This is a genomic window from Microbacterium maritypicum (assembly GCF_008868125.1).
Lineage (GTDB): Bacteria > Actinomycetota > Actinomycetes > Actinomycetales > Microbacteriaceae > Microbacterium > Microbacterium maritypicum.
Map to the genome: position 1 here is coordinate 1,880,587 of NZ_WAAQ01000001.1, position 15,369 is coordinate 1,895,955.

Here is a 15,369-nt window from a genome sequence, read left to right on the forward strand (position 1 = left end):
CTAGAGGTCGCGTCGGAGCATCTCGCCGACCGGGATCGCTCCTGTTTCGGTCGGAACCTGCTTGGCGAGCTCGACGTTCTCGCGCGTGAGCCGGTCGTTCTCTTCGCGGAGCGCTGAGAGGGTGCCGTTCGTCTGGCGGTCGATCTTCTTGATCTGTTCTCCTTGCTTGCCGAGGGCGTAGAACGTTCCCCCGGCGGTGGTGGCGAGGCCGAGGACGGTGATCAGGAGGGTGGTGAAGTCCTGTGAGGACTCCGGGCGGAGGATGAGCAGGAGCACGCTCCCGGCGAGGCCGACGAACGCCAGTGCGGCGAACGTCACGAACATGACCGTCTTGTTCACGGCTTCCTACTTTCCGGAGCGCATCGCCGCGCAGTCCTGCTCGATGCGGCGTGCGTGGTCGCGGGTGATGTGCTTCGCATCGACGGTGATCTGGTATGCCTGTGCGAGACGGGACGCGTAGTCCCCGGAGACGCCGGAGACCGGCGAGTAATAGCCGTTCGTGTCGGTGATGATGTACGTATCGACCGGGTTGCTCGCAGTCGCGGGCAGGTCATTCTTCGTGGTGTAGAACATCGCGGGGGTGCGCATGTCGTCGTCCTCCTCGGACTCAGTAGGGGTTGTGGTGTTCCCGGCGGGTGCCGGGTCGTTTCGGTGCTGGTCGCGCCACCACTGGTACTCGAAGTGGTGGCGCTCGGTCGGATCGTCGGCGGCCGTGCGAATCCAGCCGTGCTCCTCTGCCAGGGCGATATAGCCGGGAGTGGTCCAGTCGTCAGAATCGTCCGCGAGGCCCATGCAGTGCTTGGACAGCCACGGAGCGACGGCGCGCGAGTGGTTCGGCTTGGGGCCTCGGCCCGCGACCCACGCTTCCCACGCCTTCCACATGCGCTCCTGGAGGTCGTAGTCCCGCGTCGACGAGTTGCAGTCGTGCGGGCGCCCGAGGGCGGCCTCCAGGCGGCGCATGGATGCGGCCGCGTCGGGTGCGTATCCGACGCCGGGGCGGAGGTACTCGATGACCGGTGCGCCACCCATCATGCCTCCAGCGCGTCGATGCGTGCGGCGAGGGTCGCGACGGTAGCGGCCATGTCCTGCAGTGCACCGATGGCGACGAGTGCGAGGCGCTCGTAGTGGACGGTATCCGGCTCGCCGTCTGCGTCGTAGTGGACGAACTCCGACAGGCCCGCCTCGATCAGCTCCTCGGCGATCACCCCGACCTCGACGGGTGCTTCTTCCCATCCCTCGCCGAACACCGACGCACGGAGCCGGTAGGTGCGCAGTCGGATCGCGAGGAGGTCGGCGACGGAGTACCCGTGGTCGTGGATGTCTTTCTTGAACCGGCGCGCCGATGGCGACTTCCCCACCCGGCCATCGTTGTTGATGTACGCGGCGACGTACCCGGCTGTGACAGGCGTCGCCGCGGGCACGTAGAGCTGACCCTGCACGTACACGCTGTTGAGGTACTGCGGGTTCGCGCTCCAGAAGCTGTCCACGTACGATTTCGTCGCGAGGTGCGCGGCGGCGGTCGGTGCGGCGCTCGCGAGCTGACCACCCTCGGAGTACTGCGGCACCTTCGATCCCTCGGCGACGTTCGGTGCGGCGAGGTTCACGCCCAGGTTCGAACGTGCGGCCGCGGCGGTGGTCGCCCCGGTGCCACCCTTCGCGATGGAGAGTGTCACCATCGTTCGTCGGGCGAGCTCGTCCGCGAGGCGGTTGATGTACTCGTCGAGATCCGCGCCGAGCCCGGTCCCGGGAACGAGGGGGATGCCGGCGGCGAGAGCGTCGGCGCCGGGTGTGGGGGTGAGAGGCATCGTCGTTCCTTTCAGAGCGCGTTGATCGTGCCAGGCAGGCTGTTGATGGTCCCGGCAAGCAGGTCGATTGCGCCGGCCGGGGTGTCGGTGGTGCGGCTGGTGATTTCCACGGAGTCGTCGCCGAAGTCGTAGCGGACGCTGGCGATGATGCCGGTCTGGATGGGAGTGTCTTCGAGCAGGATGCTGAGCGCCTGGTCCGTGACCTCATCCCACGCGGGGTTCGCCGTCACGGAGACGGTGCGCCCGGTGCCCTGCGCGCGCTCGACCATGTACTGCGCGCGGCCCGGACCCGGGTAGGGGGTGTTGCGCAGCTCGACCTTCGCGATCTTCGACGCACCCGGGAGGGCGAACGCGTCGAGGCGGCGCTGCTCGATGCCGTCATCGTCGGTCCAGATGTACTCGTACACCGCCCCGTCGCGCCAGGAGTTGTCGTCACGAGACAGGCTCTCGCTGGCGGTCTTGATGTTCACCCCGTACCGGTAGGCCTGCGCCCCGCCAGCACGGTAGTCGTTGCCTCGCAGGAACCACCGCCGCTGCTCGTCGCACACGATGCGAAGACCTGCCGACTTCAGCAGCGTCTCCAGGAACGCCATGCCGGAGTCGCCGGCCGACCAGCGGAGCGCCTCTGGGCGCCGCTCCACCGCGGGTGTGCGAGTCGAAGTCGAGGCGTGCACTGCGGCCTGCCACGCGTACGTGTAACCGCCTCCCGCGGCCGTCGCACCGTCGTAGTAAGGGATCACCTCGTTCCCCTCGTGGAACATCGCGCACGACGCGTAGTGCAGGTTCCCCGAGGCGTTGCCAACGGTGTTGATGTACGGGACCGCCTGCTCGGCTCCCGGCGGGCACTGCGCGATCACGGACACACGACGGAACGCGGTGACATCGGACGTGATGAACGCGCCGTACGAGGTGGAAGACGCCACGGATCCGCCCGCGCTCCACCACTGAATCGCCGCGCGAGCCTGCCGGGTTGTTCCCGAGCACAGGTACGCCGTGAACACGTACCACTTGCCTGGCGTGACTCGGTAGAGGGCCGAGAGCGGGACAGCATTGGAATCACCGGCTGCAGCGGTCCACCGGTAGGCCGTGTTGCCCACTGGAGGCAGAGGGGCGGACATCACCAGACGGCCACCGCCGGATGCCCCGGAGCCGGTCTGCCATGCATTCGCATCGTTGGCGAGGCGCGGGTTCGGGACGAGGTTCGTGACGGACCAGTATGCCGTCACGTCCGCGTCGGGGCCGCCGGCTTGCAGCGCGGCGCCGATCTTGCCGAGCACGTAGTTACACACCGCACGTAGCGACGCCTGGTGCGCTCGTGGGCCGTTGTCATCGACCAACTGCGCGTAGTCCATGAGGACCGCTTCATCGGACGCGAGCCGCAACGTCACGGTCCCACCAGCCCTGTCCGGGGTCGCCTCCCGGACCCCGAGATTGAACGTGCGAGGGCTCCCGCCGTCGCGAGCTGCGGTGATGGCCAGTCGGCGGGAGTCGCGCGGGTCGAGGTCTTCGAGCAGCATGGCGTCCTCGACGGCGATCTTCACGGTGCCCTGCACATACGGGAACGCCGCCGAGTCGAGGGTCACCTGTCCCGGGGAGTTCTCCGCCCACGACAGCGGAACATCGCCGCCCGGGTTCAGGAGCCGGACGGAGACCTCGTGCTCGGAGATGGTGGTCATGCGATCTCCTGGAACGGGACACGCAACGACCAGACACCGGCGGAGCTGAGCGCATGGCTGAGGTCGCCGCCCGCGACGACGAACTGCATCGCCACCTCGATCACACCGGAGTTCGAGAGGGTGAGCGGCTGCGGCTCGGAGAGCACCGTCCACGCCGCCGCCGCCGCCGCTCCGGTAGCGAAGACGAGCGTGAACTCACCGCGCCGAAGCCCGGTGGGCCGCAGCGTGATATCCGGATCAGAGCGCCCGAGGATCGGATGCACGATCGAGCGTGTCTCCGCGGACGCATCCCACGCCGCCATCGACGCCGATATCGTGCCGCCGGCATGCGTGATCGTGGTACTCACTGGTTCCACCCCATGTTCGCCGAGAACGCCTGGCTGAGCTTGGCCGTCACGGTCATCGTTCGAGGGCGGGTCAGCGCATCGAGGTCGATACGCACCTTGTCCAGACCGTTCACTCGCGCGTTCACCACGGCCTCCTGGCCGTCAACCTCGTTCACCTTGTCTTCGACTCGCTGGATGTCCTCGGTCGCGCGTTGGGTCTGCGCGTTCACAGACACTTCGGTGTCATCGGGCAGCCGATAGATCGCGTTGCCGAGAGCGTCCGTCTCCCCGGTAGCGACGCCCACGCTCTTCGCGTATTCGTAGTTCGCGCGCTCTGCGACGGCCGCCGCATCTGACCCGCTGATGTAGCCTTCCCCGGTCGCCTTCACTGCCGCTTCGAGTTCCCAGATCCGCCCAGGCGAGAGCTTTCCAGACGCCTCCGCGTTCCGTGCGAAAGCATCAGTCAGCTTCCCCAACTTGTCACCGCCCGAGGCCAGAGCGTCGATCACATCGACCTGATCCAGTCCGGACGCGGCAGCAAGGTCAGTGACCTGCTTGTACTTCTCCGTGCTGCTGGTCCATTCGCTCACGCGCTGTGTGTAACCAGCCGTGGCCATCGCCCCGGCAACGTCGTAGGCGAGCGAGAACGCGGAGTCCCGAGCCTCCTCGGCGGCCTCCTCGACCTTGTTGAAGGTCTCGATCATCGCCCCGCCGGCACCTGCCACAGCGATACCGGCAGCAGCACCCGCGGGACCGAACCCGGCGAAGGCGTTGGCGGCGATCTCCTGCCCAAGTTCGGCGATCGACTCGAAGGAGCCGTCGAAGCTCGCGGCCGTCTCACGGGCAGACTGCTGCGCCTCCTGCTTGAAGTCCTTGACGCCCTCCTCGGCACGCTCCATCCCGCGTCGCGCCTTGTCGCCGGCGTCGTCAGCTTTGTCTCCGAGCTCCTTCGTCTCCCGCTGCGCCTTCTTCAGCGCATCTTCGAGTTTGTCGACGCCCTGCTCGCCCTCACCGGCCCCGCGCTCGCCTTCCCGTCCGGTGTCCTTGAACTCGTCGCCGAGCTTGTCGACGGCGCGGCGGGCGTCGTCTGCTGAGACGCCCATCTGTTTGAGGGCGTCGCGGATCTCGTCGTCGCTCTTCCCGGCCTTGCGTGCGGCATCTGCGAGCTTGTCGGCGAAGCTCGCGACCTGATCCCCAGCCTTGCCAGTCGCGGCCCCTGTGCCGCCGGTAGCGTCGGCGAGGCGATCCATCGCTCCAGCGGCGTCCTCGGTCGGCTTGATGACACCGGACTTGATGCTGTCCTCGAACGCGCGGGTATCCGCACCGATCCCGATCTCATGAACTTTCGCCATCACTGCTTCCCATCGAATGCGTCGAGCAGTGCTCGATAGGCGGACTGGATCGCAACGGACGCGATGCGCGGGATCGACGCGCGTGCGGCCGGGTAGACCACGTTGCCGCCGCGACGCGGGGCGCCGAACACGTTCCCGAGCCGGCGCTTGTACGGCTTGCCCTTCCGGGAGCGCTGCTCGATCTGCTTGTCGGGATTGCCGCCGAACTCCGCGCCGAATGCGACCGTGGGCACGGGCGTGCCGGACGACAGCTTCCCGACCCCGCCAGAGCGGAGGTAGATGTTCCGGGTGGCGACGCCGACCCGGGCCGTGTTCACGAGAGCCCGCTGCTGCAGGCGCGTCGTGGCACGGTCCCGGGTCTCTTCGAACCAGATGGGCTCTGCTTCCTTGCGCATGTACGTGGTGACACTCTTGCGCGCCTCCGCGGGTACTGCCCGCAGAGCGATGAGCAGATCCCGCAGAGGCGAATCGACCAGAAGGCTGATCCGCCCAGTGGGCATGTCAGCCCCCGGCCGGGGGGATGACCGTAGGCTGGCCGACGACACCGAGCCCCTGAGAGACGCTGTGTCGACCGGTGTTGCCGCCGAAGGGCACGTCCTCCCAGCGGATGTTGCCGGAGCGGCCCTCTCCGCCATCCTGCGGGGTGTACGCGAACGGGATGACGTTGCCAGCCATGACGGGCGACTTCCGCGACAGAGAGCCGTCCGTGATGTGGTCCTGGTGGAACTCGATGTTCGCGACCCAGGTCGGCTTGCCGATGAAGATCTGCACGTCGCCGGAGATGTCGACGACGGTCTCTCGCGGCGTCGTCGGGACGAGGCCGAAGGCGGTGACACCGAACTGGGTGTCGCCGTCGAGGACGATGGTTCCGGCCTGCCCGATGTAGGCCTTGTTGGTGATGTTCGACATGACTACTGCTCCTTGGATTCGGTGAGGACGATGGTGTGGACGCGCCAGACCCATTGGCCCGCGGTGAGACGCTGCTTCTCGGCAGTCGACCAGTACATGTCGGACTGGACGTCGATCACCTGCACGAGGGTAAGGGCGAGCTGATCGACATCGTCCTCACCGCCACCTTCAGCGGTCTTCGGCGAGCCGAGCACGATGTCGACCGCGGCGCCGACCTGCCCTGTCCCGAGCGTCTGCCCTTCCGGGGCGGACTCAAGTCGGGTGAATTCGAACGTGACCAGCGGCGAGCGGTACTCGGTGGGCGGCTGACTGAGGTGCTCCTCGATCGACCAATGGTCCGGGAGCGCGGGCGCGAGGCGGGCCTTCAGCGCAGAGCGCACTCCGGCGATGTCAGAAAACACGAGCAACTCCCGACTGCGGGCGGATGATCTTCTGGATCTCCCGAGACAGCGGCCGCGGCACGAAAGCGAACCCGTCCGGGCCGCTCGTGTCGCCGACGATCCGGCCGGCGTTGAACAAGTTCTTCGCCTGCTGCAACTGGGCGAAGACGTACCGGGCGGGGGTTCCCGGGTCGACTTCGCCCAGCGCGGCCACGACCATCGAGATCGTGGCCGCGGGGTATCCGAGCACGGTGAGCAGGCGGGTGACCTGCTCACCGTTGGTCTCGGCCGTGGCGTACTCCAGCACGTCACCGCGCGCGACCTCAAGGAGCGTCTCGCACAGCTCCGGGTCGATCGCGCCCGCGTCGGACCAGGCATCTTCGAGACGATCCCGAGACGCCTGGTCCGACGCGCTGTACCACTCCATGATCAGGCCGCGGTGCCGATGAAGACGGTGGCCTCAGGGCGGACGACGAACGTCTCCAGGAAGCCGACCGTGGCGCGGTCGACGCCGAACTTCGCGACGTTGAGGGCGTCGATCTGGATCGGGGTCTCGCCGAGCTCCTTGAACTCGATGGCGTTCTTCGCTCCGGCCATGACCTGCGGGTCGGTCGCCTTCGTGCCGATGAACGCCGACTGCGGCGCCTTGCGGACGATGATCTTGCCGTCGACGTCCGCCTCGCCCGTGCCGACACCGACAGCGAGAGTGACGAACTCCGGCAGGAGATCCTTCGGCGTGAAGATGAGCTGGGACCACAGGACCGGGTTGACGACAGCCCAGGCCGGGTCGTCGTTTGCGTCGGAGATGGCCTCGAGCGCCTGGATGAGCTGGACCACACCCGGGTAGTACGCGGAGTTCGCGGGGGTGCCGGCAGGCAGCGAGCCGGGTGCCACCATGCGGGAGAGCGCTGCGCCCGTGTCGCGGGAGGCGACGCGGAACATGGTGGCGAGAGCCTCCATATCGGTGACCTTCGCGTAGGAGTTCGCGACGCCCTTCCAGAAGGACTCCAAGACCTCAGCACCGCCGGAGAGGTAGGTCCACTCCGCGGCGACATCGGCGGCGTAGCCAAAGCTGTCGCGGGTGCTCTCGCGCTTGGAGGTCGTGGCAGAACCAGTCGGGAGCTCCGTCTTCTCGCCTGTGCGCTTCTGCACCAGGTCCTCGGTGCCGTCGAGGCGGAATCCCGCGCGGCCGCCGAGGTCGATGGGACCGAAGGTGTGGTTGTTGAGCGGGAGGTACTTGCGCACGTACTCCTTGCCCTGCCACAGCTTGCCGACCCAGTTCGGCTGGATCACGCCAGCGGCGGGCAGTGCGCCGTCCCCGGCGGTCTTGATGTCGGCGAGGGCGAACAGGGCGCTCTCATTGTCCTCGAGCTGGACGCCGGCCTTCACCGCTGCCATTGCCGTGAACACGGCGTGGAGGTCCACGTCCTTGGCGGGCGGCGCGACGTTGGGCGTCACGAGCGGAGCGGGGGTCTGGCCCGCGGCGGATGCAGTCATGTTCTCCTCCTCAGGAGCGTTGGGGTTCTCCTCGTCCGCGGGCGCGGAGTCGGTGATCTTGGTGACGGTGGTCTCTCGCTTCGACGTCTCGACGCGACGCCACTTCACGCCCTCGTCGTCCGTGAACTCGGTCACGTACTCCGAGCTGCTCGACGACTCCGGGGCGGTGTACTCGTCGGACGAGGGAACCTCCTCCGTGAACTCGGCGCTCACGCCCGGGGCGAGGGAGAACAGAGCGGCCGATGCGAAGGCGGCCGCATCGCACACGGTGGCTCCGGTCAGGCGGGAGCGGACGGCGTTGGCACCGTTGCGCACCAGCGAGCCCAGCTCCGCCGACAGCTTCCGCTTCGTCCCGGACGCGAGGAACGCGTCGCCTTCGTCGGTCGTCGCGATGGTGAACTCGGCGACGACTCCGGCTTCCGTGACCTCCAGCGAGGTGGCGCGGCCGATGGGGTTGAAGCGGTCGTGCTCGACGTTCAGGGTCACGATCGACGGGTCACGCGGGATGGTGACGCTCCCGGCGCTGAACATCGTCGGGGGTGTGTTGCTGCTGCTCGGGCTGGACAGCTCCCCGAACGGGAGCAGCAGCCCCTTCACGGTGCGAGAGTTGGCGACGCGGGAAAACAGGCCCGCCTCGTCGGTCACTGGAACACCGCCTTGTTGGCCCACATCAGCGCCTCTTCGAGCGCGGTGAGGGAGAGCGACTTGTACCGGCTGTCGGGAAGCTGGCTGATCTGCTCCGCGGCGGCGGTGATCGCGCCGGCGTTCTGTCGGACGATGGCGACCTGGTCGTGCGAGGGGGCAGCGCTCGTCGCCGCGGTGACGAACCGGGAGGCCAGCTCAGGCGGCAGCGTGGCCGGCGTCTCGCCGGGCTTTTCGTCAGATGCGGGCGCCGGGGTGTTGGTCTTGTCGGACATGTCAGTTCTCCTTGATGGTGGAGGACGCGCTGTCGCCCGCCTCCGGATCGATGGACAGCGGGGCGGGTACTGCAAACGCGGAGGCATCGGCGCGGACCTCTGCGCCCTCACCCACGACGACGTCAGCGGACAGTGCAGCAGCGATCGCGATGGCGTACTCCGACGACCCGAAGGTCCACAGGTCGGAGGTCTCGCCGTTCACGTTCTGGTACTGGACGTTTCCGCCCGACCCTCCGCCCTCCTTGGACGCGCCGACGAAATTCAGCGGGACGCCGGTGTGCATGGCGAGGTCGATGCGGACGGAGTTCTTCGCCTCCTCGAACAGGTCCAGCGAGCCCGAGGTGCCGCGCTCCTTGACCTCGATGTAGGTCGGGGTAACGGAGATCGAGGACTTGTTGCGGCCCTCCTTGTAGTTCGCGATGAGCTTCTGTGTCTCCTCGCGCTCCATGCCATCGAAGGCCGGGTCGGTAATGTGCAACTCGGTCGCGGCGGGCGGGCTGTCCAGGCGCGCCTGCCGCGCGATCTCGATCTTCCGCGCCTGCCGGATCGAGTCGATGCCATCGACGAGGAGGCCGGAGCTACCCAGCGGGACGACGACCGCACGCATCCGATACGCGGCCGGGACGCTCTTATCGATGACGACGGACTGCGTCTCCGGGTCGACCGACCACAGATTCCGGGGAATGGTGATCCAGTCGTAGACGAGCTGAGGATCCGAGGTGTCCAGCCAGCACCCGAGCACGCCGAAGCCCTCGAAGTACAACTCCTCGACGAGCTGCTTCACGGCGAGCCACCGCGACATTCCGGGGTACTCGCAGGAGCTGACCCAGTGCGGCTGATCCTCGGTGCGGGCGGCGGGCGTGCCCGCGACGTACTTCTCGAACCGCAACTTGGTCACGAGCGACTGATGCGCAGCCAGCGCGCGGCGAACCTCAGGCACGCGGCGCGCGACAGCCCGGTTGACCGCCTCGCCGGGGAGCTGTCCGAAGTAGTCGCCGACGATCGCCTGCGCGAGGTGGTCACCGGAGTACGGCGAAGCGAGCATCGGGGGTGCGGCCTGAGTCAGCCGCCTGCCGCCGGTGAGGAAGTTGTAGAGCCCCAACGTCACTCCCCGGTCTCTGAATGCTTCGCGATCACGCGCTCAAGCTAGCATGCCGATTTATCCTTAAGCGGATTATTTGGCATCTTCGGCGTGTCGCGAGCGTCATCCGAAGGTGATGGCGTCGGCGATGTTGCCGCGCTCGCGCTCGTCAGCGAGGAACCGCAGCGCGAGGGCGCACGCCTCCAGCGGTGTCACGTCGGCCTCCGGGTCGCTCTTCGGTGGACCGAACCGGAACGTGCCGTAGTTCCCGAACGCCTGGCGTGTGGCCGTGCGCGCCGCCCGCTCCAGCTCGGGATGGTGGAAGATCACGAGGTCGTCGTCCTCCAACGCCTTCAGGAATCCCACCGTGGACCCAGGGATGTCGGCCGTGACGGTCGGCTTCATCACGATCCGCGGCCGCGCGGTGGCGATGCGTTTCTCCGCGATCTCCTCCGTGTAGCCGCGCTTGTCGTAGTGCAGCGTCGTGGGCCGGCGGCGGATCCGGGACAGCACCTCCCGTTCGAGGTTCGTCGTGCCGGGCTGCCACCACCACAGCGCGACGGCGCGCTTCATCTTCCGGCCTTGTTCCCCCACGAGCTCGAGCGCATCCGTCACCAGGTCGCCGGGCTCCTGGTACTCCCATGCGATAGCGAGCGACGCGGCGTGGCCGAGGTGGTGGACCTTGAGAGCGGCCGAGAACTTCGCAGGCGGCGGCGGGAACTCGGAGCGACGCAATGCGCGCTCCAGGTGTGCGGGCGGGATCAGCACGTCGGCCGCGCCCTCGAACCCGAACTGCCCGCCGTACTCGATGAGGAAGTCATCGAGCGGCACCCGATCGTAGGAGCGCTTCGGGGCTCCCGCGAGCGTCGTGAACCCCATGCCGGGGTGGGTGCGCTCGATCCACTCCCGCATCCGTCCGCCCGTTGCACCCGTCTTCGGGTGCGGGAGATCCGGCTCCCAGGACACGAGCTCGGCGCGGTCGACGTTCTCGGGGATACCGTGCCATGCAACCGCGGCGTCGTCGTCGTGCAGCGTCTCCCAGAGGAGCTGCCCGGTGCGCCACTTCTGACCGGTCCCCGCGATCACGAACTGCGCACCCGGCTTCGTGTCCATCGTCGGGATGACGGCGCGCACGACGTCCGCGCCCTGCTCGACATCGGCCTCGCCACCCTCGTCACCGAAGGCGAAGTCGAACCCGCCCGATCGGAAGCCGTCACCGTTCGGCGTCGACACGACGAGCGTCGCGCCCGTGTGCTTGAACGTGAGCTGCTCGCTGCCCTTGCCGAGGTTGACGGCGATCGGGCTCTCGGACTTCGTCGGGTACAGCTTGTCGAGGTGCGCGACGATGTCCTCACGGAACCGGGCGCCGGCCTTCGCGCCCGTCGTGAACATCGTCCACCCGACGCGGTAGTCCTCCCGAGCCCAGCATCGCCCCATCATGACCGCCTGAACGGCGGTCGTCTTCGTCGACCGGCGGGGCTCGAAGATGCCGTTCATGAACCGACCCGACGCGAGCAGGTCAGCGATGACGAGCTGCATAGGAGAGGGACCGCGCCCCCCGTCCCCTGCCCGCTGACGCTGATCGAGGCGGAGCAGCCGCGCCCCCTGGATGAACTCGCCCCGCGATTGCTCCGTGGTCGTCAGTGTGTCGAGGCGGATCGGCGTCAGATGGTCGATGCGCGAACGCCATTCGAGCCACGTCCCCTCGTCCCACAGGTCCGAGAGCGTAGGCAGTGCGGGAGTCACGATGACCTCCAGTTCAGGGGGAGAATGACGAGTTGGAGCCGAAGGCGGGGGTTGCTCGTCCGCTCAAAAAAAGACCGGATCACCACGGCGCGAGCCCGTCCGACGACCTGCGTCGAGGCGGCGGGGCTGGTCGTGACGCGCGGCGAGCAGCGTTGGTGATCGCGGCACCGCGCCGGCCACCCTCCGATCGGTTGCTCTTCACGGTCTCGGGTGCGAGGTTCGCGATGGAGTGACCGCCGTCCGGGTCGATGTGGCCCACGTCGAACGGGCGACCCGGCACGAGCATCCGACCGGTGCGCCAGCAGTACACGTCCTGCCCGAGACGCCACGACCGCCGCACCCGAGCACGCACGATCTTCGCGTTGCGGATGTACTCGGGGTCGCGGTGCTTGTCGGTCACGATGCTCTCCGGTCAGGGCGGTCAGGGCGGTCAGGGCTGTTGCTCTACTTCTCTTCTCTCTTCTCTTTACGTGAGAGTAAGTAGGAGATAGGGCTGACCGCCCTGACCAGCCCGCCCCCTGCCTGGGTTCGAGGGCTGACCACAGCCCTGACCAGACCCTGACCACAGCCCTGACCACCCCCATTCCATCGGCGAAGCTCAGTTGAATGTGGGGCGCGGGGAGCGGGCCAGGCCCGTTTGCCCTGACCGCGGTCAGCCCTGACCAGCCCAGGACGCTCATGCGGAACCCGGCGTCAGGATCACGCCGATGCCCTGGTAGTGGTGGATGCGAGCGCCGCCGACGCGGGGGCGGGTCGCGGTGACGCCGTGCTGCTTGAGGCGCTGCGCGAGGGAGGCGCTGTTCATGGCCTGGTAGCCGTTGCGCCGCGACCACGACGTGTACGCCTTGTACACATCGTCCTTCGGACTCGACTGGTCCTCACCGAGCCACACAGCGTCGTCCTCGTCGAGCCAGGTGAGGAACGGGTCCGCCTCGTCGTGCAGGCGCTTCGTGACGTCCAGGGCGGCGGCGGGCGGGTCGAACTTCCCGCGCTCCATGACCCGTCGCAGGCCCAGCATGGCCTCGTTGAAGATGCCAGGGGCGTCGTCGTGCAGCACGGACTCGTCGAAGACCGCCCCGGACTCGTTCTCGATCTTGTGCGGGAACTCGATCACCATCCACCGCCGGCGCCACCCGTATGAGGTGTCGGAGACGCGGAAGAACGGCGGGTTCATCGCGAACAGCGGCACCGCGTAGGGCACGTACTCGAACGCCTGGCCGTGCTTGCGCGAGGCGGAGATCGAGTCACCACCGGTGATCTCTTTGAGGATCTGCGGGTCGCGGAGGAACGCCGCGGACAGGTCGCCCGAGATGTTCGCCGTCTTGCCGTAGAGGTTCGAGGACGCGAACCTGTCCTCGACGAGCTGATGCATCGAGACGCTGGAGTAGTTCGCCTTGCCGAGCATCGCCCGGATCAGCCGCATGAGGGTGCCCTTACCGTCGCCACCGCCACCGTAGAGCAGGATGATCTTCTGGAGCGGGTTGCCGGTCATAAGCAGGTAGCCGAGCACCTCCCACATGTGGCGCAGCATCTCATCGTCGCTCTCGAAGACCTGGCTCAGCCAGTCCCGGAAAGTGTGGGGCAACGCGATCGGGTCATACGTGATCGGGAGCTTGGTGAGCGCGCCGAGCATCTCGCTGTGAGGTGTGAACTGGTCGTCTTGCCACCAGTAGACGCCGTTCTCGAGCACGATGTAGTCGAGGTAGCCGCGGGGCAGCTCGGGCAGACCAACCTCGGTGAGATCGATGTTCAGCAGGTGCGCGGCGGCCTGAGTCTCGACGTTCTTCGTGTACGACGCACCGAGGGCTTTCGCGCAGCGGCGGGTGACGACCCGCTCGTCGCGGACGTACACGCCTTCGCGGTACTCATACAGGTCACCCGCGAAATCGCGCCCGAGCTTCGTGGGCTCGTGCGCGATGTGATCCGCGAGCAGCGTGGCATCAAATCGACCCGTCTCCGGATGCAGGAAGCTCGGCAAAGGGGATCACCTCCTCAGAGATGCGTATGCCGCACCGCGCGCAGCGCACGCCCACGACGATGACAGACCGACCACCGCGCACCTCGAAGATCGTGACCGAGTCCGGAACGTGAACCCCGAGCAGGCACGTCAACGCGGTCACGGCTGGCCGCCGCTCTCGACGTCTGGCCAGAGCTCATCGACGACGGCGCGCACGAGCACGCTCACGTCGATTACTCCGTCGATGACGAACAGATCGCCGTCCGCGTCGTGCGGGATGACGTGCGTCACGATCTCGTCCTCGGGCGATTGAATTGCCGCGGGTACGAGACTCTCGGTGAGTGCATCCCAGATACGGGTCTGGAGCGCGGCCTGCTCAAGGATCATGACCGGGTCTCCCGATCGTGCACCCAGCAACCGAGCCGGTACGCGAGATAAGCGCCGACGATGATCAGGAGAATCGAGCCATTGATCATGAGTCCGCACCTTCCGCGAGGGCGAGAGCGAGCATCCCGATTGCCATGCGAGCATCCGTGAGCTGCACCTCGATCGCGCCGAAGTCGATCGCGCCGGCCGGTTTCTCAGGAAGCAACCCGAGGTGGAACTCCACCATCCGGATGTTCTCCAGACATTGCCGCATGTCGCTCCACATCGAGAGCGTGCGGTGCGAGGGCCGCAACTGCTTGATCTTCTCGAACGACGCCTCAACGTCGCGCGTCACCTCGTCGTTCTCACGCTGTCCGGCCATAGCCATGCTCCGTTCTCGTCGAGGCCCTGACTCGCGCGGTGATAGAACTCCGCGATCTGCTCGGGCGTGTAGTTCGCTTTCATGTACCAGTGATCGCGGTCGACCCTGACCGCGAACAGCTCGCGTTCCGCCGACGCCAGCTCCCGTTGCAGACGCTCGATCTCCGAGCGCATGAACAGGAAGCTCGCGGGCGAGATGTGCGGCGTCCGCGACTCGACCGGGAACGTTCGATGCGGGCTCATCGCCGCTCACGCTGCATCCCACGGCTCTCGAGCAAGGATCGCCTCGATGTCGGCGGCGGCGTAGCGACGTTGCGTGCCACCCGGTCTAATCGCGCGAACCTCGCCCCGTTCGGCAAGACGGGAGACTGTCTTGGTCGTCACGCCGAGGGCGGTCGCCGCCTCTGCAGGCGTGATCCAGACGATCTGCTCTGGATCCGGAAGCTGACTTTTTGGCATGTTTCGGACGATAGCAGACAAATTGGCAGTATCGGGAATATCAGGAACTACTCAGGCAGAATGTCCGCTATGTCCGCTAGCATGCCGATATGAGCACAGTGAGCCCGATCCGGACGAGTGAGCCGGTCGATGTCATCGTCGGTCGTCGCATCCACACCCTGATGTGGGAACAGCGCGTGAAGAACAAGGACCTTGCCGAGCTTCTCGGCATCGAGGCGACGGGCGTCGGCAAGAAGCTGCGTGCCGAGCAGCGATTCAGCATCGAGCAGCTCGTCGCAGTGGCGGCCCGCCTGAACACGACGGTGGGCTACCTCGTGGGAGAGGTCAGCGCACCGAATCCGGTGGGCCCTGCCGGGATCGAACCGACGACATCCACGGTGTAAACGTGGCGCTCTACCAGCTGAGCTAAAGGCCCTGGTGTCGTCAGTCTATCGGGAGGCCGATGCGCACCCGTGTCGTAGAAGAGGGATAGGCTGAATCCGGCGCGCGTTGTGCACAGCTGACAAGGCTGCCCGTG

The 15,369-nt window shown here is 67.1% G+C and carries 21 protein-coding genes and 1 tRNA gene; 1 reads left to right on the forward strand and 21 read right to left on the reverse strand.

The features are described from left to right. The 20 genes from F6W70_RS09065 to F6W70_RS09160 form a co-directional block, all read right to left on the reverse strand. A complete protein-coding gene (locus F6W70_RS09065) occupies positions 1-339 on the reverse strand; it encodes a hypothetical protein (protein ID WP_151486430.1) in 339 nt (112 codons plus the stop codon). A gap of 6 nt (positions 340-345) precedes the next feature. After that, the gene (locus F6W70_RS09070) at positions 346-1,032 is read right to left on the reverse strand and encodes a hypothetical protein (protein ID WP_151486431.1); all 687 of its coding nucleotides are present in this window, start codon (positions 1,030-1,032) and stop codon (positions 346-348) included. Further along, a complete protein-coding gene (locus tag F6W70_RS09075) occupies positions 1,029-1,805 on the reverse strand; it encodes a tail fiber domain-containing protein (RefSeq protein WP_151486432.1) in 777 nt (258 codons plus the stop codon). The genes F6W70_RS09070 and F6W70_RS09075 overlap by 4 nt, the downstream gene beginning before the upstream one ends. Positions 1,806-1,816: 11 nt before the next feature. Then, positions 1,817-3,481, reverse strand: coding sequence for a hypothetical protein (locus tag F6W70_RS09080; RefSeq protein WP_151486433.1), 1,665 nt, complete (start codon positions 3,479-3,481; stop codon positions 1,817-1,819). Next, positions 3,478-3,828: a hypothetical protein gene (locus F6W70_RS09085; RefSeq protein WP_151486434.1), complete on the reverse strand. Its 351-nt coding sequence runs from the start codon at positions 3,826-3,828 to the stop codon at positions 3,478-3,480. Before F6W70_RS09085 ends, F6W70_RS09080 begins: the two co-directional genes overlap by 4 nt. Then, positions 3,825-5,159, reverse strand: coding sequence for a hypothetical protein (locus F6W70_RS09090; RefSeq protein WP_151486435.1), 1,335 nt, complete (start codon positions 5,157-5,159; stop codon positions 3,825-3,827). The genes F6W70_RS09085 and F6W70_RS09090 overlap by 4 nt, the downstream gene beginning before the upstream one ends. Beyond that, positions 5,159-5,659 carry a hypothetical protein gene (locus F6W70_RS09095; RefSeq protein WP_151486436.1) on the reverse strand — a complete coding sequence of 167 codons (501 nt, stop codon included), beginning with the start codon at positions 5,657-5,659 and terminating at the stop codon, positions 5,159-5,161. The genes F6W70_RS09090 and F6W70_RS09095 overlap by 1 nt, the downstream gene beginning before the upstream one ends. Before the next feature lies 1 nt (position 5,660). Beyond that, on the reverse strand, positions 5,661-6,068 hold the full coding sequence (locus tag F6W70_RS09100; protein WP_151486437.1) for a hypothetical protein: 408 nt from the start codon (positions 6,066-6,068) through the stop codon (positions 5,661-5,663). A 2-nt stretch (positions 6,069-6,070) separates the two neighbouring features. Then, on the reverse strand, positions 6,071-6,469 hold the full coding sequence (locus F6W70_RS09105) for a hypothetical protein (protein ID WP_151486438.1): 399 nt from the start codon (positions 6,467-6,469) through the stop codon (positions 6,071-6,073). Continuing rightward, entirely contained in the window at positions 6,459-6,875 is a 417-nt protein-coding gene (locus F6W70_RS09110; RefSeq protein WP_151486439.1) for a hypothetical protein, read from the reverse strand. Before F6W70_RS09110 ends, F6W70_RS09105 begins: the two co-directional genes overlap by 11 nt. Positions 6,876-6,877: 2 nt before the next feature. Beyond that, on the reverse strand, positions 6,878-8,590 hold the full coding sequence (locus tag F6W70_RS09115; RefSeq protein WP_151486440.1) for a hypothetical protein: 1,713 nt from the start codon (positions 8,588-8,590) through the stop codon (positions 6,878-6,880). Next, positions 8,587-8,862, reverse strand: coding sequence for an Acb2/Tad1 domain-containing protein (locus tag F6W70_RS09120; RefSeq protein WP_151486441.1), 276 nt, complete (start codon positions 8,860-8,862; stop codon positions 8,587-8,589). Before F6W70_RS09120 ends, F6W70_RS09115 begins: the two co-directional genes overlap by 4 nt. A 1-nt stretch (position 8,863) precedes the next feature. Continuing rightward, positions 8,864-9,970, reverse strand: a complete 1,107-nt coding sequence (locus tag F6W70_RS09125; protein ID WP_151486442.1) for a hypothetical protein — start codon at positions 9,968-9,970, stop codon at positions 8,864-8,866. 96 nt (positions 9,971-10,066) lie between these two features. Next, positions 10,067-11,689, reverse strand: coding sequence for a hypothetical protein (locus F6W70_RS09130; RefSeq protein WP_151486443.1), 1,623 nt, complete (start codon positions 11,687-11,689; stop codon positions 10,067-10,069). A 79-nt stretch (positions 11,690-11,768) separates the two neighbouring features. Further along, a complete protein-coding gene (locus tag F6W70_RS09135; RefSeq protein ID WP_151486444.1) occupies positions 11,769-12,089 on the reverse strand; it encodes a hypothetical protein in 321 nt (106 codons plus the stop codon). 276 nt (positions 12,090-12,365) lie between these two features. Then, positions 12,366-13,667 (reverse strand): DNA primase family protein, encoded by a 1,302-nt coding sequence (locus F6W70_RS09140; protein ID WP_151486445.1) that lies wholly within the window; start codon positions 13,665-13,667, stop codon positions 12,366-12,368. A gap of 138 nt (positions 13,668-13,805) precedes the next feature. After that, positions 13,806-14,033 (reverse strand): hypothetical protein, encoded by a 228-nt coding sequence (locus tag F6W70_RS09145; RefSeq protein ID WP_151486446.1) that lies wholly within the window; start codon positions 14,031-14,033, stop codon positions 13,806-13,808. A gap of 85 nt (positions 14,034-14,118) precedes the next feature. Further along, positions 14,119-14,394, reverse strand: coding sequence for a hypothetical protein (locus F6W70_RS09150; protein WP_170287872.1), 276 nt, complete (start codon positions 14,392-14,394; stop codon positions 14,119-14,121). Continuing rightward, complete coding sequence (locus tag F6W70_RS09155; protein WP_151486448.1) at positions 14,364-14,636, reverse strand: hypothetical protein; 273 nt, start codon at positions 14,634-14,636, stop codon at positions 14,364-14,366. Before F6W70_RS09155 ends, F6W70_RS09150 begins: the two co-directional genes overlap by 31 nt. Before the next feature lie 6 nt (positions 14,637-14,642). Beyond that, a complete protein-coding gene (locus F6W70_RS09160) occupies positions 14,643-14,852 on the reverse strand; it encodes a helix-turn-helix domain-containing protein (protein ID WP_151486449.1) in 210 nt (69 codons plus the stop codon). 161 nt (positions 14,853-15,013) lie between these two features. On the opposite strand from F6W70_RS09160, the gene F6W70_RS18040 reads away from it, so the two are divergent. Next, the gene (locus tag F6W70_RS18040) at positions 15,014-15,235 is read left to right on the forward strand and encodes a helix-turn-helix domain-containing protein (protein ID WP_353936669.1); all 222 of its coding nucleotides are present in this window, start codon (positions 15,014-15,016) and stop codon (positions 15,233-15,235) included. Here F6W70_RS18040 and F6W70_RS09170 read toward each other — a convergent pair. After that, positions 15,195-15,267 (reverse strand) — tRNA-Val (locus F6W70_RS09170). The two genes, F6W70_RS18040 and F6W70_RS09170, sit on opposite strands and share 41 nt — an antisense overlap. Positions 15,268-15,369: the final 102 nt, after the last annotated feature.

Bases quoted from the DNA above. Each gene is read 5' to 3' on its own strand.
- F6W70_RS09070 (WP_151486431.1), bottom strand. From the start codon at position 1,032: ATGATGGGTGGCGCACCGGTCATCGAGTACCTCCGCCCCGGCGTCGGA.
- F6W70_RS09075 (WP_151486432.1), bottom strand. From the start codon at position 1,805: ATGCCTCTCACCCCCACACCCGGCGCCGACGCTCTCGCCGCCGGCATC.
- F6W70_RS09080 (WP_151486433.1), bottom strand. From the start codon at position 3,481: ATGACCACCATCTCCGAGCACGAGGTCTCCGTCCGGCTCCTGAACCCG.
- F6W70_RS09090 (WP_151486435.1), bottom strand. From the start codon at position 5,159: ATGGCGAAAGTTCATGAGATCGGGATCGGTGCGGATACCCGCGCGTTC.
- F6W70_RS09095 (WP_151486436.1), bottom strand. From the start codon at position 5,659: ATGCCCACTGGGCGGATCAGCCTTCTGGTCGATTCGCCTCTGCGGGAT.
- F6W70_RS09100 (WP_151486437.1), bottom strand. From the start codon at position 6,068: ATGTCGAACATCACCAACAAGGCCTACATCGGGCAGGCCGGAACCATC.
- F6W70_RS09110 (WP_151486439.1), bottom strand. From the start codon at position 6,875: ATGGAGTGGTACAGCGCGTCGGACCAGGCGTCTCGGGATCGTCTCGAA.
- F6W70_RS09120 (WP_151486441.1), bottom strand. From the start codon at position 8,862: ATGTCCGACAAGACCAACACCCCGGCGCCCGCATCTGACGAAAAGCCC.
- F6W70_RS09145 (WP_151486446.1), bottom strand. From the start codon at position 14,033: ATGATCCTTGAGCAGGCCGCGCTCCAGACCCGTATCTGGGATGCACTC.
- F6W70_RS09150 (WP_170287872.1), bottom strand. From the start codon at position 14,394: ATGGCCGGACAGCGTGAGAACGACGAGGTGACGCGCGACGTTGAGGCG.
- F6W70_RS09155 (WP_151486448.1), bottom strand. From the start codon at position 14,636: ATGAGCCCGCATCGAACGTTCCCGGTCGAGTCGCGGACGCCGCACATC.
- F6W70_RS09160 (WP_151486449.1), bottom strand. From the start codon at position 14,852: ATGCCAAAAAGTCAGCTTCCGGATCCAGAGCAGATCGTCTGGATCACG.
- F6W70_RS18040 (WP_353936669.1), top strand. From the start codon at position 15,014: ATGTGGGAACAGCGCGTGAAGAACAAGGACCTTGCCGAGCTTCTCGGC.